Consider the following 20,716-nt stretch of genomic DNA (forward strand, 5'->3'; position numbering starts at 1 on the left):
ATAGGAAAAAGATAAGATATGGTACAAAATTCCAAAAAAAATGGCTAGCACAAAGGAGTGGGGGAAGTGTGCTAGCCAGGTTTGATTATGATTACTATCTAAAACAGGAATCATTATATACTAAATTATATATCGATTAATAAAAAAATAATATTTCTTTCTATTACTCAATACCAATCAATTTATGTGTTTGTAAACTTAGCTGCCATTTAGGTTTATTTGGGCGTTGATTCAACTGACCAAGTAAAGTGATAGTCTCAAGTAAATTCATTTCCCCCGCAATTTCACAAGGTGAAAGATAGTAATTCTCTGCTTTTATTTTTTTCTCAATCAATTCACAAAATGATGATACATTACCATCCATGACAATACGTACTTCATTTGCAAATGGAATACAGCGCTTTTCATACTTATGCGCATAAAGGCTCTTAGGACTCGCCGCAATATAATCTATTTGAGCAGGAACTGTCTTTAGACCATTAGTTTCAATTGCAAGAAAATAGCCATCTGCTTTAAATTGCTCAAGTAAGTATTCAATTTTTGGCACAATTGTTGGCTCACCACCAGTGATGATAATATTTCTTGATGGAAAGGACCGCACTTTTTCCAAAATCTGTGATGCAGACCAGCGTTTAAAATCATTATAAGGCGTATCACACCAAGGACAGTCCAGATTACATTTACCAAATCGAACAAAAATACTTGGCATTCCCGTATTGAACCCTTCTCCTTGCAGACTTTCAAAAATCTCAACTATATTAAAGTACGGTTCAAACTCATGATATTTTTCCACCAACACTTACTCCTGATACTCACAAAACGAAGTTGGAGTTTCCCATAAACGAATGGCTGATATAGCCAGTTGTTCATCATGTTTTAAACGATTAAAAATAAAACGAGCCATTTCTTCTGCCGTTGTTCTAAAAGGAACACCAAAGGTTTTTGAGTTTAACTCTTGCAATAGCGCGGCAATTTGACTTTCTCGCTCACTGGTTTGATCATAAATAAATGCATGATCCATCGGATCTAAAATAGTTTTTTTCACAATAGACTTTAGATCTGAAAAATCAATGACCATTGCTTTTTTTGCACCAGACTCATATAAATCACCCGAAATTTCAACTTGTAATTTATATGTGTGTCCATGTAAATTTTGACATTTCCCATCATGCCCATCTAATAAATGAGCCATATCAAAGCTAAATTCTTTGGAAATTTTAAACATTTTTTCCACCTTTCTGAGCCAAATACTCCTTCAGACCTTTACCGCGTAAAATACAACTTGGGCATTGACTACATCCTCCATCTACACCTTCATAACAAGTATGAGTATAGTTACGCACATAGTCTAGCACTCCTAATTCATCAGCAAGTTGCCAAGTCTGTGCTTTGGTGAGATACATTAATGGCGTTTTGATGTTAAATTGATAATCCATTGCAAGATTTAATGTGACATTCATAGACTTTATAAACACGTCTCGACAATCAGGATAACCACTAAAATCCGTTTCACAAACACCGGTAATAATATCCTGAATACCCTGTCCCTTGGCATAAATTGCAGCATAAAGCAAAAACAATGCATTACGGCCATCAACAAAAGTATTGGGTAATTTATTGTCTTTTTGTTCAATATGCATGTTCTCATCCATTAAAGCATTGTGAGTGATAGCTTTAATAACAGAAGTATCAATAAATGTTTGTTTCACGCCTAAATCTTGTGCAATCCATTTTGCTTTTTCTAATTCAATTGAATGACGTTGTCCATACTGAAATGTCATAGTTTCAACATTTTCTTTGCCATATTCAGCAATAGCTTGAAACAAACAGGTGGTGGAGTCTTGCCCACCAGAAAAGATAACAATCGCTTTACGATTATAATTTGGATTGGAAATATTCATATTTTACCTAGTTTTTTTATGTAGGAGGTTTGCGAACTACGAATTGAGGGCGAGCATTCTAGTGCTAAATAAGATCTTTTACAATAAAAATGACTACCTAATTGAGTAGCCATTTAAATATTTACTTCCAAATACGATAATCTAATACTCTCTTACTTAACTCTGGATAATTACTGATATTAAATTCAGGTGTTTTTCCAGATCTAAGTTGACATTGATAGTCTTTCATTAATTTCCATACAATAGGAGAAAGCATTAAAATAGCCACTAAATTAATAATAGCCATCACCGCCATCACAGTATCCGCAAAACTCCAAACAACATTTCCTGATCGCACTGCACCAAAATAAACGAAAAAGAGTACCATTAATCGGAATAAAAAAATAAACCAAGGTTTATTCTTAATAAAACGAATATTACTCTCCGCATAGGCATAGTTCCCAATAATGGAAGAATAAGCAAATAACAATAAAATAAAAGCAAGAAAATGCACGCCAAATTCACCGACATGATATTGTAATGCCGTTTGCGTAAGAGAAATACTTTTAAGTGTTTCATTACCATAATTATTGGAAAGCAAAATAATAATTGCCGTACAAGTACAAACAATCATGGTATCAACAAACACTCCCAGCATTTGAACTAATCCTTGACTAACTGGGTGTTTTACATGGGCTGCGGCTGCAGCATTTGGTGCCGATCCCATTCCTGCTTCGTTCGAAAATAACCCACGTTTAATCCCCATCATCATAGCTTTTGACACTAATGCTCCAAACATGCCTCCTGCTGCAGCATCAAAATTAAATGCACTTTTAATAATATTACTTAAAACACTGGGAATCATTTCTGTATGCATTCCCAAAATGATCACAGCCATAATGAGATAAAAAAGTGCCATCATTGGGACTAAGCTACTTGAAATTACTGCAATACGCTTAATTCCACCAAAAATAATAAGCGCAGTTAAAATCACTAATGCAAGACCAACGTATTCACCTTGCCAATTCCAAGCATTTTGAGTTGCTTCAACAATAGAATTAGCCTGAACAGAATTAAATGCGAAACCGAAGGTAAAAATTAATGCCACGGCAAATGAGACTGCCATGCAACGTGATTGTAATCCTTGAATAATGTAGTATGCGGGGCCACCGCGAAATGAGCCATCTTTATCTTGAACTTTAAATAATTGTGCCAAGGTTGATTCAGCAAAAGCACTTGACATACCAATAAATGCAGTCACCCACATCCAGAATACTGCACCTTCTCCACCCAATGCAATAGCCGTTGCTACCCCACCAATATTGCCTACTCCTACACGGCTAGCTAATCCTGTAGCAAAGGCTTGAAATGGTGTAAGAGAATTCCCCTCGGTTGCTCTACCAAACCACATTTCTCGAATACTTGCTGGGAAAAGGCGAAACTGTACAAATCCAGTTGTTATAGTAAAAAACAATCCTGTACCTAATAAAATAATAATAGTGATATCCCATAAAGGAGCATCAATGTGTGAAACAATCCAACTTAATGCTTGTTCCAAAATTTTAGAAAATTCAAACTCCATAACCCCCCCTCAAAAAGTAAAAATCTAATTATATGAATTCAAGGTATAATTTCGATAATTTTTAAGCGACTCAACAAAAAAAACAGCAATAACAAAGAAAAAATCTAATAAATGAGAAATATTTTAGATATTTTCAAAAATCAAAATTGAAGTTAACGTTTATAATTTAAAAATTGAATTAAACTATCCACCTCATCTTTCCAGTTCTTATTCATTAATTCAATCCATTTCTCAATAATAATCTTATTAGAAACCTGAGCTGCCTTTTCTAAATCTTCAGCCAACTTATGTAATTGAATGAGTCCTACCGATGCTGCAGCTCCTTTAATTTTATGAGCAAAGGATTCCGTTTCTTTTAAATTATTAACTGATAGTTTAGACAAATAGGTGGGCATTACTTGTTTAAAAATATCTAAATTAGCCAAAACTTGTGCTTTACCTAAAGTTTCAATGAGATCCAAATCAAATACTTCTGTATTATCATTTTCTTGTATTTTTACAGTAGAATGAGATTCATCTGAGAAAAAGTATTGCAGACAATGCTGTAAGTCTTTAATTAAAATAGGTTTACGCAATACACCATCCATCCCCATTTCAAGATAGTCTTTCTCACTATGCATCACATTAGCCGTGAATGCGATCATCGGTGGTAAAAAATCATAAATCCCTTCTTCATAATTTTTTCGTAAATATTGCGCAATATCAAACCCCGTCATATCTGGCAATTTAATATCAAGCAATAGTAAATCATAGGAGTTTTTTTCAAATAGTGCGATGGCTTGCTGACCATTTATCGCCACATCTACCCGATGCCCTAACTTCTCTAGAATTGTTTTTGCAACAATAACATTGAGTTCAACATCTTCAACTAAAAGAATATGTAAATGAGGAATAACTTGATGATTAATTGTGTTAATTTGCGTTTCTTCCGCCTGAATAGATAAATAGAATGTTGATCCCTTTCCTAATTCACTTTCAACTATCAAATCCCCCCGCATTAATCTAGCAAGATTTTTAGATATTGCTAACCCAATACCACTGCCCGCACTTTGCTGACGACTCTCTTTTACTTGGTAATAAAGTTCAAAAATACGAGACTGCTCTTTTGGTGCGATCCCCATTCCTGTATCAATCACATTAAAATAATAATAATCTTTTTCCCTACTTACTTTTAATGTAATTTCCCCATGTTCAGTAAATTTCACTGCATTACTAATTAAATTCCATAAAATCTGGCTTAAACGAACACGATCTAAGGTTAAATAATTAGGTAAACCTGTCTCTGTAATCAAATGAAAGGTAAGATGTTTTTGCTTTGCTAAAAAACTAGCGAAATTATAAATATCATTCAATAATGCAGGAAAATCTGTTGGTTGTAGATTTAACTCTATCCGGCTTGCATCAATTTTCTCTAAATCAATAATATCACTAAAAATATACCCTAAGCTTACCGCACTTATATTGATCGTTTTCAAATAATTGCGTTGTTTATCATCTAATTTATCATCAAGTAAAATTTGGCTTAAACCCACAATACCATTTAATGGTGTACGCAACTCATGGCTAATAGTAGCAAGTAAAGTGCTTTTATCTCTATTATGTTTTTCTAATTTTTCTAGCGCATCGGAAAGTTTTTGCTGAGCAATGATTCGCTCATTTACTTCCTTTTCTAATCGATTAACAGAACAAGATAGCTCTAAACGTGAACGTTCCAATCTTTCAACAAGCAACGTAAAAAAATAAATCACAAAAGGTGCAGTGAGCAATCCAAATGTAACTGATCGAATAATATCGCCCCAAGAGATAGTATGCACAATAAAAAAACTAAATAAAATTTGGGTACATAGTGCAAAAATAGCCAAAATCGTTACGCCTAATAAAGAAAAACGAATTCGTCCTAAACGAATGACCCAATCAACGTAACGCTGTGCAAAATGCTTTATATTTTTCATTATTAGCCCTCTTTAAAATCATCCGAACTATAAGAATCTAAATCATCCAATGTATTAAAATTCTCGAAATGCCCTTCTTCTTTCGTAAATTTTACTGAAATTCCATCATTTTCTTTCATAAACTGTAAAAGACGTCGTTCACCCGATGCTAAGTAGTGTCGCAATTTTTCTTTTAGCTGAACGGACATCAAACAAAAAACGGGATGTTCACGTTCTTCATCGCAAGCATAGGCAATTAAAGTGCGGTTATTTTTAACCGCACTTTTAAGTTTATCTAAAAGATTCGTAGGGAAAAAAGGCGTATCACAAGGTGTAAAAAGGATAAAGTCACTTTTTGTCTTTTCTAGGGCTGTTAGCATGCCACTTAATGGCCCTTGAAAATCGGGTAGTTCATCGGAAAAAACAGGAAAACCAAATTTTGCATATTCTGTTTGATTTCGGTTAGCGTTAATCGAAATATCATGAATTTGTGGTTGCAAGCGATTAACAATATGTTCAATTAAAGATTGTTTACCCAAAATCTGTAATCCCTTATCTTGCCCACCCATTCTGCGTGCTTTGCCACCTGCCAAAATTACCGCGCTTATTGTGATTGTCATATTTTAATCTATCGTTATTTCAAGTATCATTTGCCTATTTTTTACGATTAAAAAGGAAATAGCAATGAAATGTAAGCGTTTAAATGAAGTTTTGGAACTTTTACAGCCTTATTGGTCTAAAGCCCCAGACTTGAGCTTAATGGAAATTTTGCAAAAAATTGCCAATGAATCAGGTTTCCAAAAGCCATTAAATGAATTAACTGATGAAGTGATTATTTATCAGTTAAAAATGGATGGTACAGATAAACATGAGCCAATTCCTGGTCTCAAAAAAGATTACGAAGAAGATTTTAAAACCGCATTGCTCCGTGCTCGCGGTATCATTAAATAAGAAGGAAAGCAAATGAAAAAAGTATTACTTGCGTTAGGTTTAGGTATCAGCGCGCTTATGTCTGTAAATAGTTTTGCTGCAGATTTACAAGAAGGCAAACAATATGTTCAAGTGAGTCAACAGGCTTCACAGCAAAAAGAAGTGATTGAATTTTTCTCATTCTACTGTCCGCATTGTTACGCCTTTGAAATGGAATACAAAATTCCACAACAAGTCGCAGATGCTTTACCAAAAGACGTGAAATTTAAACAATATCATGTGAATTTCTTAGGTCGCCAGTCTGAAAACTTAACTCGTGCTTGGGCGTTAGCAATGGCATTAGGTGCTGAAAGCAAAGTAAAGGCACCATTATTTGAAGCGGCTCAAAAGGATGCCTTAAAATCAATGGATGATATTCGAGCTATTTTCTTATCAAATGGAGTCACCGCCGAGCAATTTGATGGTGGCATTAATAGTTTTGCAGTGAATGGTTTGGTTAATAAACAAGTGAATGCAGCAGAACAATTTAAAGTGCGTGGCGTACCTGATTTTTATGTCAATGGTAAATTCCGTGTAAACCCTGAAGGGCTAAATTACGATGATTTCGTGAAAGATTATGTACAAACCGTAAAAGGTTTATTGCAAAAATAACGAAAAATTGGTTTAATGCCTGCCCTATTTTGTAAATATTAATGAAAGAAGAGAGAATATTATGGCTGCAAGTTTTAGCGTAACACGTCGTTTCTTTGACGACAAAAACTACCCACGTGGTTTTTCCCGTCACGGTGATTACACAATCAAAGAATCACAGGTGCTTGAGCAATATGGCCAAGCGTTCAAAGCATTAGACTTAGGGGAACGTGAGCCAGCGACTAAAGAAGAAAAAGATTTCGTCGCTTTTTGCCGTGGTGAGCGCGCAGCAGAGACTTTCTTTGAAAAAACTTGGAATAAATATCGCACTCGTATTAATACTAAAAAACGTGTTTACACCTTATCTGGTGATGTGAGTGAAGCTGCCTCTGGCGGTGAAGATTATTCCGGCGAATAAGATACCTTAAATAAGGCAGGCGGGAGTCTGCCTTTTGTTTTTGAATAGCTTGTGAAATCTTGCGTAATTCACGGCTGATAACTTTATTCTCCTATCTTTGTATGAATGATTCGTCTTCATACACCCTATGAATACTAATTTCTATGCAATTACCGATTTCTCAATACAACGAACTGCTACAAAAAAAACTTGAAAAATTAACCGCACTTTTACGCCCTTTCAATGCACCTGATATTCAGGTTTTTGACTCTCCAACAAGTCATTATCGTATGCGTGCGGAGTTTCGTATTTGGCACGAGCAAGATGATTTTTACCATATTATGTTTGATCAAGCGACGCTACAGCGTTATCGCGTGGATGAATTTCCAATCGCTAGCACGCTGATTAATCGTATGATGCAAACCTTATTACCTTTGTTAAAAAAACAAGAGGTGCTACACAAAAAATTATTTCAAATTGATTACCTTAGCACCTTGAGTAATAAGATTATTGTGAGCTTGCTTTATCATAAAACACTCACTGAAGAATGGGAAAGTGCGGCTAAAAATCTGAAAGATTTACTCGAAAAGCAAGATTTTGATGTGCAAATAATCGGGCGTGCAAGTAAACAAAAAATCTGTTTTGAGCAAGATTATGTGGATGAAGTTTTACCTGTGAATGGCAGAAATTATGTTTATCGCCAAGTCGAGAATAGTTTTACCCAGCCAAACGCAACGGTAAACTGCAAAATGCTTGAATGGGCAATTGCTTGTACCCAAAATAGCGAAGGTGATTTATTAGAACTTTACTGCGGAAACGGTAATTTTTCTATCGCACTTGCACAAAATTTCCGCAAGGTATTAGCAACAGAAATCGCCAAACCTTCCGTAGCCGCCGCACAGTTTAATATCGCTGAAAATAAAGTCGATAATTTACAAATTATCCGTATGTCGGCAGAAGAATTTACGCAGGCTATGAATGGGGTTCGAGCCTTTAACCGCTTGAAAGGGATTGATTTAAAATCTTACGAATGTAATACTATTTTTGTCGATCCACCTCGAGCAGGGCTTGATCCAGATACAGTGAAACTTGTACAAAATTACGATCGCATTTTGTATATTTCCTGTAATCCACATACGCTGTGCGATAATCTTGTTGAATTTTCAAAAACGCACCGCATTGAAAAAGCTGCGTTATTTGACCAATTCCCTTACACTGACCACATGGAAAGCGGCGTATGGCTCATTCGCAAGTAGGTATTCAACTAATTTCTGAATCTTCAGAAAAAACATTAGCAGAATTGACCGCACTTTGTACTGAACATAACATTATTCATGATGAACAAAGCCCACTTGCTCTTGTTCAAACCGATGAACGTTTAGAACTTCGTAAATTAGATGAACCTAAACTCGGGGCGGTTTATGTTGATTTTGTAGGAGGCACAATGGCTCATCGTCGTAAATTTGGTGGTGGTCGCGGTGAAGCTGTAGCGAAAGCGGTAGGGATTAAAGGTTCGGAATTACCAACCGTTATTGATGCCACAGCTGGTCTAGGACGAGATGCCTTTGTGCTAGCCTCGATTGGTTGCCAAGTTCGCTTAGTGGAACGTCATCCTGTCGTTTTTTTACTTCTACAAGATGGTTTAAATCGTGCTTATCAAGATGAAGAAATCGGTGAGATGTTGCAACAAAATTTGTGCTTGCTGAATGTTCATCATATTAATGAACTTGATCCTAATACCGATTATGCCGATGTGGTTTACCTTGATCCGATGTATCCGCATAAACAAAAATCTGCGCTAGTAAAAAAAGAAATGCGCGTATTCCAGCATTTAGTCGGGGCTGATTTAGATGCTGATGGATTGCTGTTACCTGCACTGCAATTAGCGAAAAAACGTGTGGTTGTGAAGCGTCCTGACTATGCAGAGTTTCTTGGTGGTAAACAACCGCACTTTAGCCGTGAAACGAAAAATCATCGCTTTGATATTTATATGGGAGCATCCCAATGCTAAGAGAAAGTGCCGTTGTTATTAGCTATGAAAATGGCATTGCCAAAGTGAAATGCCAATCCCAAAGTGCCTGTGGCCAATGCGCCGCTAAAAACAGTTGTGGAACATCAAGCCTTTCCGAATTAAATGGTAAACGTGGCGAGCATATTTTTAATGTAGAAACATTAATGCCATTACACGAAGGTCAAATTGTTGAAATTGGATTAGAAGAAAAATCAATGCTACTTTCTGCCTTATTAATGTATATTGCGCCACTTTTAACACTGGTATTAAGTACATTAATTTCTGATTATATTAGCCACAATGAAATTCTTCGTACAATATTAATATTTTTTTCCACCGCTATTTCATTTATCGTTGTGAAAATATATAGCAGAAATTTAGTACAAAAAACGGAGTTTCATCCAACTTTATTACGCGTTCTCTCATAAATAATATTTAATCTGTTAACTTCTGTAAACCAAAATGTCGATAAGTCTGTGATGTAGCAATTCGCCCACGTGGGGTACGTTGTAAAAAACCTTGCTGAATCAAATAAGGTTCTAAAACATCCTCAATAGTATCGCGTTCTTCGCCGATTGCAGCAGCAAGATTATCCAGCCCTACTGGCCCGCCGTCAAAACGCTCAATAACTGCAGACAATAATTTTCTATCTAAATAATCGAATCCGGCATCGTCTACATCCAGCATTGAAAGCGCTTTTTTTGCCACATCTACAGAAATGATGCCACCATTACGCACATCTGCATAATCACGCACGCGTCGTAATAAACGGTTTGCAATTCGAGGTGTACCTCGTGAACGACGAGCAACCTCGAAAGCGGCTTGCCGTTCTAATTCAAGATTCAAACACCCCGCACTTCTTGCAACGATAGATGTTAAATCTTCTACAGAATAGAATTCCAAACGTTGCACAATCCCAAAACGATCACGCAATGGCGAAGTCAAAGATCCCGCTCTAGTCGTCGCGCCAACCAAAGTAAAAGGTGGCAAATCTAATTTAATAGAACGAGCAGCAGGCCCCTCACCAATCATAATATCCAATTGATAATCTTCCATTGCCGGATAAAGGACTTCTTCAATAGCAGGGGAAAGTCGATGAATTTCATCAATAAATAACACATCATGCGGTTCAAGATTGGTTAGCATTGCAGCCAAATCTCCTGCTTTTTCTAATACAGGCCCTGACGTCGTACGAATATTCACGCCCATTTCATTTGCCACAATATTAGCAAGGGTTGTTTTTCCCAAACCTGGAGGGCCAAAAATCAATAAATGATCTAAGGCATCTTGACGTAATTTAGCTGCCTTGATGAAAATATCCATCTGCTCTCGCACTTGTGGTTGCCCAACATAATCTGCTAATAATTTCGGACGAATAGCGCGGTCAATAACATCTTCATCAAGCTTAGCTTGCCCGCTAATAATTCTATCTGCTTCAATCATGTCTCACCTACAGTGCGGCTTTTAAAGCTTCGCGAATAACTTGCTCGCTTGTTAAATCAGGTTTAGCTACTCGTTTCACCATTTTTTCTGCTTCTGAAGGTTTATAACCTAAAGCAATCAAGGCTGAAATAGCTTCATCAGATGAATTTTCTGCACGCGATTCAATAGATGGCGCTGATGGAATATGAGTACTTTCGACAAAGAAATCACTTTGTTTTACGCCTTTGAATTTACCTTTGAGTTCAACTAATAAACGTTCAGCTGTTTTTTTGCCAACACCAGGAATTTTGGTGAGTTTAGAAAGCTCTTCTCTCTCAATTGCATAAGCAAATTGTTCGACCGACATGGCGGATAAAATCGCTAAGGCTAATTTAGGCCCCACCCCATTTGTTTTAATTAATTCACGAAATAAAGTGCGGTCTGTTTTTTGGGCAAATCCAAAGAGTAAGTGAGCATCTTCACGAACAACAAGATGGGTGAACAAAGTAGTTTCTTGACCAATTTCTGGTAAATCATAGAAACTCGTCATAGGCAAAAGCAATTCATAGCCTACGCCTTGCACATTAAGTAAAATTTCTGGAGGTTGTTTTTCTAAAAGAATGCCTTGTAAGCGACCGATCATAATTCTTCCGAATGATAAAAAACTTAACACATAGAATAAAATAAAACTGGACGAACATCCAGTTAAATTTTTAATCTAAAGCGTCCTCGACTATATCTGGTCTTCAAAAGTGCGGTCATTTTTTCTTGCGTTTCTGCCATTTTCACAGAATTGGCAATATGTAAAGAATGTTGAATAGAATGAGCGTGTGTAATCGCGATAGCTAATGCATCCGCAGCATCGGCTTGAGGTTTATCTGACAATTTCAAAATACGAGTCACCATTTCTTGCACTTGCACTTTATCTGCGGAACCAATGCCCACAACCGTTTGTTTTACTAAACGTGCGGCATATTCAAAAACAGGTAAATCATGATTTACTGCAGCAACAATCGCCGTACCACGTGCCTGCCCAAGTTTTAAAGCTGAATCTGCATTCTTCGCCATAAACACTTGCTCAATTGCAAACATATCAGGTTGAAATTGCGTAATGATTTCAGTTACTCCAGCATAAATGCGTTTCAAACGGGTTGGTAAATCTTCAACTTGAGTACGGATTGCGCCACTGCCGAGATATTCCAAATGTCTTCCTGTTTGACGAATCACACCGTAACCAGTTACGCGAGAGCCTGGGTCAATACCTAAAATAATACTCATAAGAATAAAAATAAACGGCTAATCTATTAACACTAGCCGTTTTATTTTTTTATTATCTGTTTGCTTTTGCTGTAGCTTTTATATTAACATCGCAATTCTTTACTAGAATTTTATCTGATTTTTCACCTTTTTCTAAAAGATTTACAGGCACTACAGAATCAAATTTATTTAACGTTAAACCACTATCTACGTTCCAAACATATTTACCTGAAGTAAATGAAGTAAAATCTTTTTGCGCTGTATCACGAGAAAAATCTTTCGCGATAACTTTGTTACCAACCATCACCATTGCAGCTGTGGCTTCCTGATTCTCAAATTGATAAACTGCCGTAACCGTTTTTTTATTACAAGAATAAACAACTGTTTTATCTGTTACGGTTGGCATTGCAGCTTGAGCTGGTTTTGATTCCATTTTTGCTGTTTCACTTGCACAAGCGGATAATACAACAAACGCAGCCATTACAGGCAATACTTTTACTAATTTCATTATTATCTCCTTAAAATTACAGCTGAGCTGCAATTTCATCACTAATTTCACCGTTATGATATACGTTTTGTACATCATCACAGTCTTCTAACATATCAATTAAACGCAACAATTTAGGCGCAGTTTCAAGATCAAGATCGACGGTAGTTGATGGAATCATTGTCACTTCAGCTTCTTGAACTTTAAAGCCAGCTGCTTCAATACCATCACGCACCGAACCTAAATCTTCCCAAGCGGTGTAGATTTCAAATGAACCATCATCTTGGGGTTGAATATCATCAGCACCTGCTTCAATTGCTGCTTCAGTTAACGCATCTTCGTCTGCTTCAGTAATTAGAATTAAACCTTTTTTACTAAACAAATAACCAACCGATCCCTCAGTCCCTAAATTACCACCACATTTAGTGAAACTTGGGCGAACTTGTGAGATCGTACGGTTTGCGTTGTCACTTAGACACTCAACCATCACAGCAGTTCCACCTGGACCATAACCTTCATAAATTTTGGTTTCCATATTGGTGTCATCGCCACCACCTACACCACGATCAATGGCGCGGTTGATAGTATCACGCGTCATATTATTGCTAAGCGCTTTATCAACTGCTGCACGTAAACGCGGGTTAGCACTCACATCGCCGCCACCAATTTTAGCTGCAGTAACAAGTTCACGAATTAATTTAGTAAAAATTTTACCGCGTTGTGCATCTTGTGCTGCTTTGCGGTGTTTAATATTAGCCCACTTACTATGGCCTGCCATGTTGTTTTCCTTCTATTTAACTTTAAGAATATATTTTCTAATTGCTTCCGCATTATTGGAAGATTTCGTCATTTGGATCGCTTTTTTAGGTGAAACCCATTGATACGCCAAATGCTCACTTAATATCGGTTCAAATTCCTGCTCAACTGCCAATAAAAACCAATGTTCATGACATTGAGTCACATTCGGTGCGTATTTATATCGGAAATGTGGAAAAATTTCAAATTCTATGCTCTCTTTGCAATCAAAAAGTGCGGTGGAATTTTCTTCTATTTTTAATCCAACTTCTTCCCAAACTTCTCGAATCGCCGTTGCTCTTGGTGTTTCATTCGCTTCCAATGTACCTGTGACAGATTGCCAAAAAGTGGAATCATCTTGACGTTGAAGCATAAGAACACGATTCGAGCTTTTCGCATAAATTACCACGAGAACCGATTGATTATTTTTATATTTCAAACTTATCATTTACATGATTGAGAATGGGCGCATCATACCTTTTCTATTAAAAACTTTCAAAAAAATTACCGCACTTTAAAACTAAAGGGCGGTAATGATCTCAATTATTTAGTTTAACCAGCCAACTTGTTGGACAATAAATAATCCTGCAAAGGCAGTTAAGTAGAATAAACCAATAAGAGATAACCATAACAATCCGCCTTTTACACTGTGTTTCGCATGCTTAGTCAGAGATAAATTTAACCAAGCAAAAATTGGGGCTGAAACAAATGAAGCAATCATTGCGAATTTCAACATCGGCCCAACGGCATTATTAAAGTAGAAAATAATCGCTAAACCAGACAATGCGGCCAAAATCATACCGATATTAAGAATTCTCACTGAGCTTTCTTGTTTACCGAATAAAATACGTAAAGATTCAACATTGGTACGCGAATAACCATCAATTACCGTGATTGTTGTACCAAACATACACATGAACGCGATTACTGCAATTAATAAACGTGCCCATTCACCGATAGTACTTGCATACATATTGATAAGTTGCGCAATATATTTTCCACCCACCATCTCTACGGTTTCAGGAGAACCATATTGTACCAATGCGCCAAGGGCTAAGAAAACAACGGCTAAAATGGCGGTACCGATGTAACCCACGTTGAAGTCAAATAAACCATCTTGATAAGACACTTTGGTTAAACGACGTTTTGCCACCACCCACATGGAATTAATTGCAGAGATTTCAATTGGCGCAGGCATCCAGCCCATTAAAGCAACTAAAAATGCTAATTTGCTTAATTCCCATGGAGAAGGCGCGACAAAATCAGGTGCGGCTACACCATGGATGCCGTTACGCATAAAGGCAATCACAACGGCGCTTACGGTTGTTACCGTTAAAGCAATCATGATGATTTTCGATAAACTATCTAATAAACGGTATTTACCCAATAATAAAATGCCGGTTGTTACAAGAATCACTAATGAGCTTAACACGGGCATTGGTAATGGAATTGGCGTAATAAACGTTAAAATTGCAGCCGTTAACAACCCCACTGCAGCAGTATTAATCACCGTCGCAAAAATGTTTAAAGCAAGAAATAACCAAAGATAGAATTTCCCTTTTTGACGGTAACCCTCTAACAAGGTATTACCCGTATCTAGGGTATATTGAACACCGAAACGGAAGAAAGGATATTTAAATAAGTTAGCAAGAATAACAATGCTCACTAATTCCCAACCATAGATCGCCCCCGCTTGGGTAGATGCAATAATATGCGAACCACCAACAGCTGCTGATGCCATCACGATGCCCGGGCCTAAGGCAGAGAATTTACTCGCCCATGTTGATTTTTCCACTGGAGTTGAAACTTCACTCATAAAATGTTCTCTTATAAATTGACCATAAATCGAAAAAGGCCTTATTTATAATAGAATTTTATTCTTGGGTAAAGTAGACAAAACCCAACAAAAAGGAACAATAAAAGAACAAAAATCTGATTATGGATATTTTTCAGAATATAATTTTAAAATAAATGACATTAAAGCATATTCATACCAGAAAAGTAATATGTTTAAGTGAATAAAATTTTTTCACAAAAATGTAAAAATGCGGCCAAATCTGACCGCACTTCATTCCTAATATTTCAAACTTATTCTGCTTTAACGACAGAAATTGCCAACTCTTCCAACGCTTGCGGATTCGCAAAGCTAGGAGCTTCTGTCATTAAGCACGCTGCCGCAGTAGTTTTAGGGAATGCAATCACATCACGAATATTTTCCGTTCCAGTTAAAAGCATGGTTAAACGGTCTAAACCAAATGCTAGACCAGCATGTGGCGGTGTACCAAATTTTAATGCATCTAATAAGAAACCAAATTTTTCACGTTGTTCTTGTTCATTGATACCAAGAATGCGGAATACGGTTTGCTGCATTTTCGGATCGAAAATACGGACAGAACCACCACCTACTTCATAGCCGTTGATCACCATATCGTAAGCATTTGCTACCGCATCGGTTGGATTCGCTTCTAATTGTTCCGGCGTAAAATCTTTTGGTGAAGTGAATGGGTGGTGCATTGCAGCAAGATTACCGTCTTCATCACGTTCAAACATTGGGAAATCGATCACCCAAAGTGGTTGCCATTCGTCTAAACGAGTTAAGCCAAGATCACGACCTAATTTTAAACGTAATGCGCCCATTGCATCCGTAGTGGTTTGCCATTTGTCTGCACCAAAGAACAAAATATCGCCAGTTTGAGCATTCACTCGTTCAGCTAAGGCTTTCCATACCTCTTCATTTAAGAATTTCGCAATCGGGCTTTGTACGCCTTCAAGACCAGCATTAATGTCATTTACTTTCGCCCAAGCTAAACCTTTTGCACCGTAAATACCGACAAATTGTGTATATTCATCAATTTGTTTACGCGTGATTTCAGTACCATTTGGTACACGAATGACTGCCACGCGACCGTTTGGATTGTTTGCAGGCTCATTAAATACTTTAAATTCAACATCTTTAACGATATCTGCCACATCGACTAATTCAAGCGGGTTACGTAAATCTGGTTTATCAGAACCGAAACGACGCATTGCTTCTTGCCAAGTCATCACTGGGAACTTACCTAAATCTACACCAATGGTATCAAGCCATAATCCGTGTACCATACGTTCCATAATTTCACGTACTTCTGGCGCAGTTAAGAAAGAGGTTTCCACATCGATTTGGGTAAATTCAGGCTGACGGTCTGCACGTAAGTCTTCATCACGGAAACATTTTACAATTTGATAATAACGATCAAAACCAGACATCATTAAAAGCTGTTTAAAAAGCTGCGGTGATTGCGGCAATGCATAGAATTTGCCTTTATGCACACGGCTTGGCACTAAATAGTCACGCGCACCTTCTGGCGTTGCTTTAGTTAGCATTGGGGTTTCGATATCAAGGAAACCATTGTCATCCATAAAGCGACGCACAAGGCTGGTGATTTTCGCACGAGTTTTTAAACGTTGTGCCATTTCTGGACGACGTAAATCTAAATAACGATATTTTAAACGTTGTTCTTCAGTATTATTTTGGTTGAAGTCTAGTGGTAAAACGTCAGAAGCATTGTAAATGCGTAATTCTTTCGCTAATACTTCTACTTCGCCTGTTGCCATATTTTTATTAACTTGATTATCAGGACGCGCGATCACTTCACCTTTAATTTGGATACAAAATTCGTTACGTAAACCCGCAGCCGCTGTCAATGCATCTTGATATTTCGGATCAAAACAAACTTGCACGATACCATCACGATCGCGCATATCAATAAAAATCAAGCCACCTAAATCACGACGGCGGTGAACCCAACCGCTTAATGTTACCTCTTGTCCGATATTGTTACGGTTTAATGCTCCGCAATAATGTGTACGCATCATATTCAATTCCTTAACTCTCTATAAAAATGGAAAAATACTGCAGAATTATACGGAAAAAGGCGCGTCTTTTAAATCTTAAACGGAAATTTATTTGACCCCTTGAAAACTTTCCTTAAAATGACCGCACTTTTTAAATATTTTCTAATCCGTAGGGTGTGAAAAGTTGAAAAAACACACATACCCCACACAATGTAAACCATGAAAGATACTATTTTTTCCGCGCCCATTGAAAAACTAGGCGATTTTACCTTTGATGAAAACGTTGCCGAAGTCTTTCCAGATATGATTCAACGCTCCGTACCAGGCTATTCCAACATTATTACTGCAATCGGTATGCTGGCAGAACGTTTCGTCACGGCTGATAGTAATGTTTATGATCTTGGTTGCTCACGAGGGGCTGCCACACTTTCCGCTCGTCGAAATATTCATCAACCAAACGTAAAAATTATTGGCATCGATAATTCTCAACCTATGGTTGAACGTTGTCGCCAACATATTGCGGCATATCATAGTGAGGTACCTGTAGAAATTCTCTGTGACGATATTCGCCACATTGAGATTAAAAATGCCTCAATGGTCATTCTCAACTTCACCTTACAATTTTTACCGCCTGAAGATCGTATCGCATTGCTTACCAAAATCTATGAAGGTTTAAATCCAAACGGCGTACTCGTGTTATCAGAAAAATTCCGTTTTGAAGATGAAAAGGTAAATGAGCTACTGATTGATCTCCACCACCAATTCAAACGTGCTAATGGTTATAGCGAGCTTGAAGTGAGTCAGAAACGTACCGCACTTGAAAATGTGATGCGTACAGATTCTATCGAAACACACAAAATGCGGTTAAAAAATGTAGGATTTTCACAAGTAGAACTTTGGTTCCAATGCTTTAATTTTGGCTCAATGATTGCGGTTAAATAATTCATAACAAATTTATTTAATTCAACTTTTTTATGGCATAATGCCCGCACTTTTTATCACAAAAGGATTAAACCGATGCGAATTTTACACACTATGTTACGCGTGGGCGATTTAGATCGTTCAATCAAATTCTATCAGGATGTTTTAGGTATGCGCTTATTACGCACCAGTGAAAACCCAGAATACAAATATACGCTGGCTTTTTTAGGTTACGAAGATGGTGAAAGTGCGGCAGAAATTGAATTAACATACAACTGGGGCGTAGATAAATATGAACACGGCACAGCATATGGACATATCGCTATCGGTGTAGATGATATTTATGCGACTTGTGAAGCCGTTCGCGCAAGCGGTGGTAACGTTACTCGCGAAGCTGGGCCAGTTAAAGGTGGCTCAACCGTCATTGCTTTTGTTGAAGATCCAGATGGTTATAAAATTGAATTTATCGAAAACAAAAGTACTAAATCTGGTTTAGGCAACTAAAGTGCGGTCAATTTTTATTGTATTTTGAATAACGTAGGGATTCCTACGTTATTTTATTTTTAAGAGATAGATTATGTCCGATTCTCAAGAAATCCCTTATCACAACCAATTAAAAAATCGCTTTCGTGGCTATTTCCCCGTTATTATTGATGTTGAAACTGCTGGTTTTGATGCAAAAAAAGATGCGTTACTCGAACTGGCCGCCATCACATTAAAAATGGATGAAAATGGTTATTTGCATCCTGATCAGAAATGCCATTTTCATATCGAGCCTTTTGAAGGGGCAAATATTAATCCTGAGTCCTTAAAATTTAATGGCATTGATATTCACAATCCATTACGTGGCGCAGTGTCTGAACTCGATGCAATTACGGGGTTATTTCAAATGGTGCGTCGAGGACAAAAAGATGCGGATTGCCAACGTTCTATCATTGTGGCGCACAATGCTGCTTTTGATCAAAGTTTTGTGATGGCTGCCGCTGAACGTACTGGCGTAAAGCGAAATCCCTTCCATCCTTTTGGAATGTTTGACACCGCAAGTTTAGCAGGCTTAATGTTTGGTCAGACTGTTCTTGTTAAGGCGTGTCTTGCCGCTAAAATTCCGTTTGATGGAAAGCAAGCGCACTCCGCGCTATACGACACCGAACGTACAGCAGAATTATTCTGTTATATGGTCAATCATTTAAAGGATTTGGGTGGTTATCCCCATATCATTCCAGACAGTGAAGTAAATGACAAATAAGAATAAATTCAAGGAACAAACTCCACTTAGTCTGCCAAAAGAGAAAAATATGACTGAACAAAACGAAAAAATCATTAATTCATCAGTAAAAATGCTGACAATTAGTGAAGATGAAAGTGGCCAACGTATCGATAATTATTTATTAGCAAAACTCAAAGGTGTGCCAAAAAGTCTAATTTATCGCATTGTGCGTAAAGGTGAAGTGCGGGTAAATAAAGGCCGGATTAAGCCAGAGTATAAACTGCAAACAGGTGATATCGTTCGCGTTCCGCCAGTGCGTGTGGCTGAAAAAAACGACGTATCAATTTCAAAAAATCTCAATAAAGTCGCCGCACTTGAAAACCAAATTTTATTTGAAGATGATTGTTTAATTGTTTTAAATAAACCTTCAGGAATCGCTGTGCATGGCGGGAGTGGTTTAAATTTTGGTGTGATTGAAGCCTTACGAGCACTGCGTCCAGAAGCGCGTTTTTTAGAACTAGTTCATCGTTTGGATCGCGATACATCAGGTATTTTATTAATTGCTAAAAAACGTTCAGCATTACGTAATTTGCATGAACAACTTCGTGTCAAAACCGTTCAAAAAGATTATTTAGCGTTAGTTCGAGGGCAATGGCAATCCCATGTAAAAGTTGTTCAAGCACCTCTTTTGAAAAATGAATTATCCAGCGGAGAGCGTATTGTGCGTGTCAGCGAGCAAGGCAAACCATCTGAAACCCGATTTAGCATTGAAGAACGCTATACAAATGCTACGCTCGTGAAGGCCTCACCAGTAACCGGGCGTACACATCAAATTCGCGTACATACACAATATGCTGGACACCCAATTGCATTAGATGATAAATACGGTGATAAAGATTTTGATAAACAAATGAGCGAGTTGGGATTGAACCGTTTATTCTTGCATGCCTTTTCAATTCGGTTTGAGCACCCTAAAAATGGCGAAACACTACGTTTCAATGCGCCACTAGATCATAAAATGAAAGCAATTTTGCAAAAGTTACGGGAAAGCAAATAGACAACATTTGTGTTTATTGCTACACTTGCGTACGGAGACAACTCGTTTCTATCACCAAAATTTCATAATAACGACAACAAAGGATAGCAAAATGGCAAAAGGACAATCTTTACAAGATCCTTATTTAAATGCGCTTCGTCGCGAACGCATTCCTGTATCAATCTACCTTGTAAACGGAATCAAACTTCAAGGTCAAATTGAATCATTCGATCAATTCGTGATTTTATTAAAAAACACTGTGAACCAAATGGTATATAAACACGCAATTTCAACCGTTGTGCCTGCGCGCTCTGTTTCTCATCACAATAGCAGCCATCATGTAGCAACACCTGAAGCCGTTGAAAGCGTGGAAACACAAGCAGAATAATCATAGAT

At 37.3% G+C, this 20,716-nt stretch carries 25 protein-coding genes and 1 riboswitch; of the genes, 11 read left to right on the forward strand and 14 right to left on the reverse strand.

Annotated features, from left to right (window positions below; all coding sequences use genetic code 11):
• Positions 1–163 precede the first annotated feature (163 nt).
• The 6 genes from KP713_RS04965 to mobA form a co-directional block, all read right to left on the reverse strand.
• Positions 164–799 (reverse strand): 7-carboxy-7-deazaguanine synthase QueE, encoded by a 636-nt coding sequence (locus KP713_RS04965; protein WP_106014006.1) that lies wholly within the window; start codon positions 797–799, stop codon positions 164–166.
• On the reverse strand, positions 800–1,225 hold the full coding sequence (gene queD, locus KP713_RS04970) for a 6-carboxytetrahydropterin synthase QueD (RefSeq protein ID WP_106014005.1): 426 nt from the start codon (positions 1,223–1,225) through the stop codon (positions 800–802).
• Positions 1,218–1,901 carry a 7-cyano-7-deazaguanine synthase QueC gene (gene queC, locus KP713_RS04975; RefSeq protein WP_106014004.1) on the reverse strand — a complete coding sequence of 228 codons (684 nt, stop codon included), beginning with the start codon at positions 1,899–1,901 and terminating at the stop codon, positions 1,218–1,220. The genes queD and queC overlap by 8 nt, the downstream gene beginning before the upstream one ends.
• A gap of 1 nt (position 1,902) precedes the next feature.
• Positions 1,903–1,947, reverse strand: a riboswitch (PreQ1 riboswitch).
• A gap of 75 nt (positions 1,948–2,022) precedes the next feature.
• Positions 2,023–3,462 (reverse strand): alanine/glycine:cation symporter family protein, encoded by a 1,440-nt coding sequence (locus tag KP713_RS04980; protein WP_140526569.1) that lies wholly within the window; start codon positions 3,460–3,462, stop codon positions 2,023–2,025.
• Positions 3,463–3,614: 152 nt separating this feature from the next.
• A complete protein-coding gene (locus tag KP713_RS04985) occupies positions 3,615–5,414 on the reverse strand; it encodes an ATP-binding protein (protein WP_140523929.1) in 1,800 nt (599 codons plus the stop codon).
• Between the two features lie 2 nt (positions 5,415–5,416).
• The gene (gene mobA / locus KP713_RS04990) at positions 5,417–6,013 is read right to left on the reverse strand and encodes a molybdenum cofactor guanylyltransferase MobA (protein WP_111407618.1); all 597 of its coding nucleotides are present in this window, start codon (positions 6,011–6,013) and stop codon (positions 5,417–5,419) included.
• 64 nt (positions 6,014–6,077) lie between these two features.
• Here mobA and KP713_RS04995 point away from each other — a divergent pair, with 64 nt between their 5' ends.
• The 6 genes from KP713_RS04995 to KP713_RS05020 all read left to right on the forward strand — a co-directional run bounded on the left by KP713_RS04995 (position 6,078) and on the right by KP713_RS05020 (position 9,789).
• A complete protein-coding gene (locus KP713_RS04995; protein WP_009500110.1) occupies positions 6,078–6,344 on the forward strand; it encodes a YihD family protein in 267 nt (88 codons plus the stop codon).
• A 12-nt stretch (positions 6,345–6,356) separates the two neighbouring features.
• A complete protein-coding gene (gene dsbA / locus KP713_RS05000) occupies positions 6,357–6,974 on the forward strand; it encodes a thiol:disulfide interchange protein DsbA (RefSeq protein ID WP_009500109.1) in 618 nt (205 codons plus the stop codon).
• A 61-nt stretch (positions 6,975–7,035) separates the two neighbouring features.
• Positions 7,036–7,371 carry a MaoP family protein gene (locus KP713_RS05005; protein ID WP_005626449.1) on the forward strand — a complete coding sequence of 112 codons (336 nt, stop codon included), beginning with the start codon at positions 7,036–7,038 and terminating at the stop codon, positions 7,369–7,371.
• 143 nt (positions 7,372–7,514) lie between these two features.
• Positions 7,515–8,606 (forward strand): tRNA (uridine(54)-C5)-methyltransferase TrmA, encoded by a 1,092-nt coding sequence (gene trmA, locus KP713_RS05010; protein ID WP_140523923.1) that lies wholly within the window; start codon positions 7,515–7,517, stop codon positions 8,604–8,606.
• Positions 8,588–9,361: a class I SAM-dependent methyltransferase gene (locus KP713_RS05015; RefSeq protein WP_140523920.1), complete on the forward strand. Its 774-nt coding sequence runs from the start codon at positions 8,588–8,590 to the stop codon at positions 9,359–9,361. The genes trmA and KP713_RS05015 overlap by 19 nt, the downstream gene beginning before the upstream one ends.
• Positions 9,355–9,789 carry a SoxR reducing system RseC family protein gene (locus KP713_RS05020; protein WP_140523917.1) on the forward strand — a complete coding sequence of 145 codons (435 nt, stop codon included), beginning with the start codon at positions 9,355–9,357 and terminating at the stop codon, positions 9,787–9,789. Before KP713_RS05015 ends, KP713_RS05020 begins: the two co-directional genes overlap by 7 nt.
• Before the next feature lie 7 nt (positions 9,790–9,796).
• Here KP713_RS05020 and ruvB read toward each other — a convergent pair whose 3' ends face one another.
• The 8 genes from ruvB to aspS all read right to left on the reverse strand — a co-directional run bounded on the left by ruvB (position 9,797) and on the right by aspS (position 17,177).
• Positions 9,797–10,804 carry a Holliday junction branch migration DNA helicase RuvB gene (ruvB, locus tag KP713_RS05025; protein WP_140523914.1) on the reverse strand — a complete coding sequence of 336 codons (1,008 nt, stop codon included), beginning with the start codon at positions 10,802–10,804 and terminating at the stop codon, positions 9,797–9,799.
• A gap of 7 nt (positions 10,805–10,811) precedes the next feature.
• Positions 10,812–11,426 (reverse strand): Holliday junction branch migration protein RuvA, encoded by a 615-nt coding sequence (gene ruvA, locus KP713_RS05030; RefSeq protein WP_046938633.1) that lies wholly within the window; start codon positions 11,424–11,426, stop codon positions 10,812–10,814.
• Positions 11,427–11,488: 62 nt separating this feature from the next.
• Positions 11,489–12,061: a crossover junction endodeoxyribonuclease RuvC gene (ruvC, locus tag KP713_RS05035; RefSeq protein WP_215770008.1), complete on the reverse strand. Its 573-nt coding sequence runs from the start codon at positions 12,059–12,061 to the stop codon at positions 11,489–11,491.
• Between the two features lie 52 nt (positions 12,062–12,113).
• Positions 12,114–12,548: an ACP-like domain-containing protein gene (locus KP713_RS05040; protein WP_215770009.1), complete on the reverse strand. Its 435-nt coding sequence runs from the start codon at positions 12,546–12,548 to the stop codon at positions 12,114–12,116.
• A gap of 16 nt (positions 12,549–12,564) precedes the next feature.
• On the reverse strand, positions 12,565–13,305 hold the full coding sequence (locus tag KP713_RS05045) for a YebC/PmpR family DNA-binding transcriptional regulator (RefSeq protein WP_048952842.1): 741 nt from the start codon (positions 13,303–13,305) through the stop codon (positions 12,565–12,567).
• A 12-nt stretch (positions 13,306–13,317) separates the two neighbouring features.
• Positions 13,318–13,770: a dihydroneopterin triphosphate diphosphatase gene (gene nudB, locus KP713_RS05050; RefSeq protein WP_215770010.1), complete on the reverse strand. Its 453-nt coding sequence runs from the start codon at positions 13,768–13,770 to the stop codon at positions 13,318–13,320.
• Positions 13,771–13,869: 99 nt separating this feature from the next.
• Positions 13,870–15,138, reverse strand: coding sequence for an NRAMP family divalent metal transporter (locus tag KP713_RS05055; protein WP_111407622.1), 1,269 nt, complete (start codon positions 15,136–15,138; stop codon positions 13,870–13,872).
• Between the two features lie 272 nt (positions 15,139–15,410).
• Positions 15,411–17,177 carry an aspartate--tRNA ligase gene (gene aspS, locus KP713_RS05060; protein ID WP_215770011.1) on the reverse strand — a complete coding sequence of 589 codons (1,767 nt, stop codon included), beginning with the start codon at positions 17,175–17,177 and terminating at the stop codon, positions 15,411–15,413.
• 198 nt (positions 17,178–17,375) lie between these two features.
• On the opposite strand from aspS, the gene cmoA reads away from it, so the two are divergent.
• The 5 genes from cmoA to hfq all read left to right on the forward strand — a co-directional run bounded on the left by cmoA (position 17,376) and on the right by hfq (position 20,708).
• Positions 17,376–18,098: a carboxy-S-adenosyl-L-methionine synthase CmoA gene (gene cmoA, locus KP713_RS05065; RefSeq protein ID WP_215770012.1), complete on the forward strand. Its 723-nt coding sequence runs from the start codon at positions 17,376–17,378 to the stop codon at positions 18,096–18,098.
• Between the two features lie 75 nt (positions 18,099–18,173).
• On the forward strand, positions 18,174–18,581 hold the full coding sequence (gene gloA / locus KP713_RS05070; protein ID WP_005628548.1) for a lactoylglutathione lyase: 408 nt from the start codon (positions 18,174–18,176) through the stop codon (positions 18,579–18,581).
• Positions 18,582–18,654: 73 nt separating this feature from the next.
• The gene (gene rnt / locus KP713_RS05075; RefSeq protein WP_215770013.1) at positions 18,655–19,323 is read left to right on the forward strand and encodes a ribonuclease T; all 669 of its coding nucleotides are present in this window, start codon (positions 18,655–18,657) and stop codon (positions 19,321–19,323) included.
• 49 nt (positions 19,324–19,372) lie between these two features.
• Positions 19,373–20,341: a 23S rRNA pseudouridine(955/2504/2580) synthase RluC gene (gene rluC / locus KP713_RS05080; protein ID WP_215770014.1), complete on the forward strand. Its 969-nt coding sequence runs from the start codon at positions 19,373–19,375 to the stop codon at positions 20,339–20,341.
• Between the two features lie 91 nt (positions 20,342–20,432).
• Complete coding sequence (gene hfq / locus KP713_RS05085; RefSeq protein WP_005641641.1) at positions 20,433–20,708, forward strand: RNA chaperone Hfq; 276 nt, start codon at positions 20,433–20,435, stop codon at positions 20,706–20,708.
• The last annotated feature ends 8 nt before the right edge of the window (positions 20,709–20,716 follow it).

Source organism: Haemophilus sp. SZY H36 (genome assembly GCF_018829625.1).
Taxonomy (GTDB): domain Bacteria; phylum Pseudomonadota; class Gammaproteobacteria; order Enterobacterales; family Pasteurellaceae; genus Haemophilus; species Haemophilus haemolyticus_K.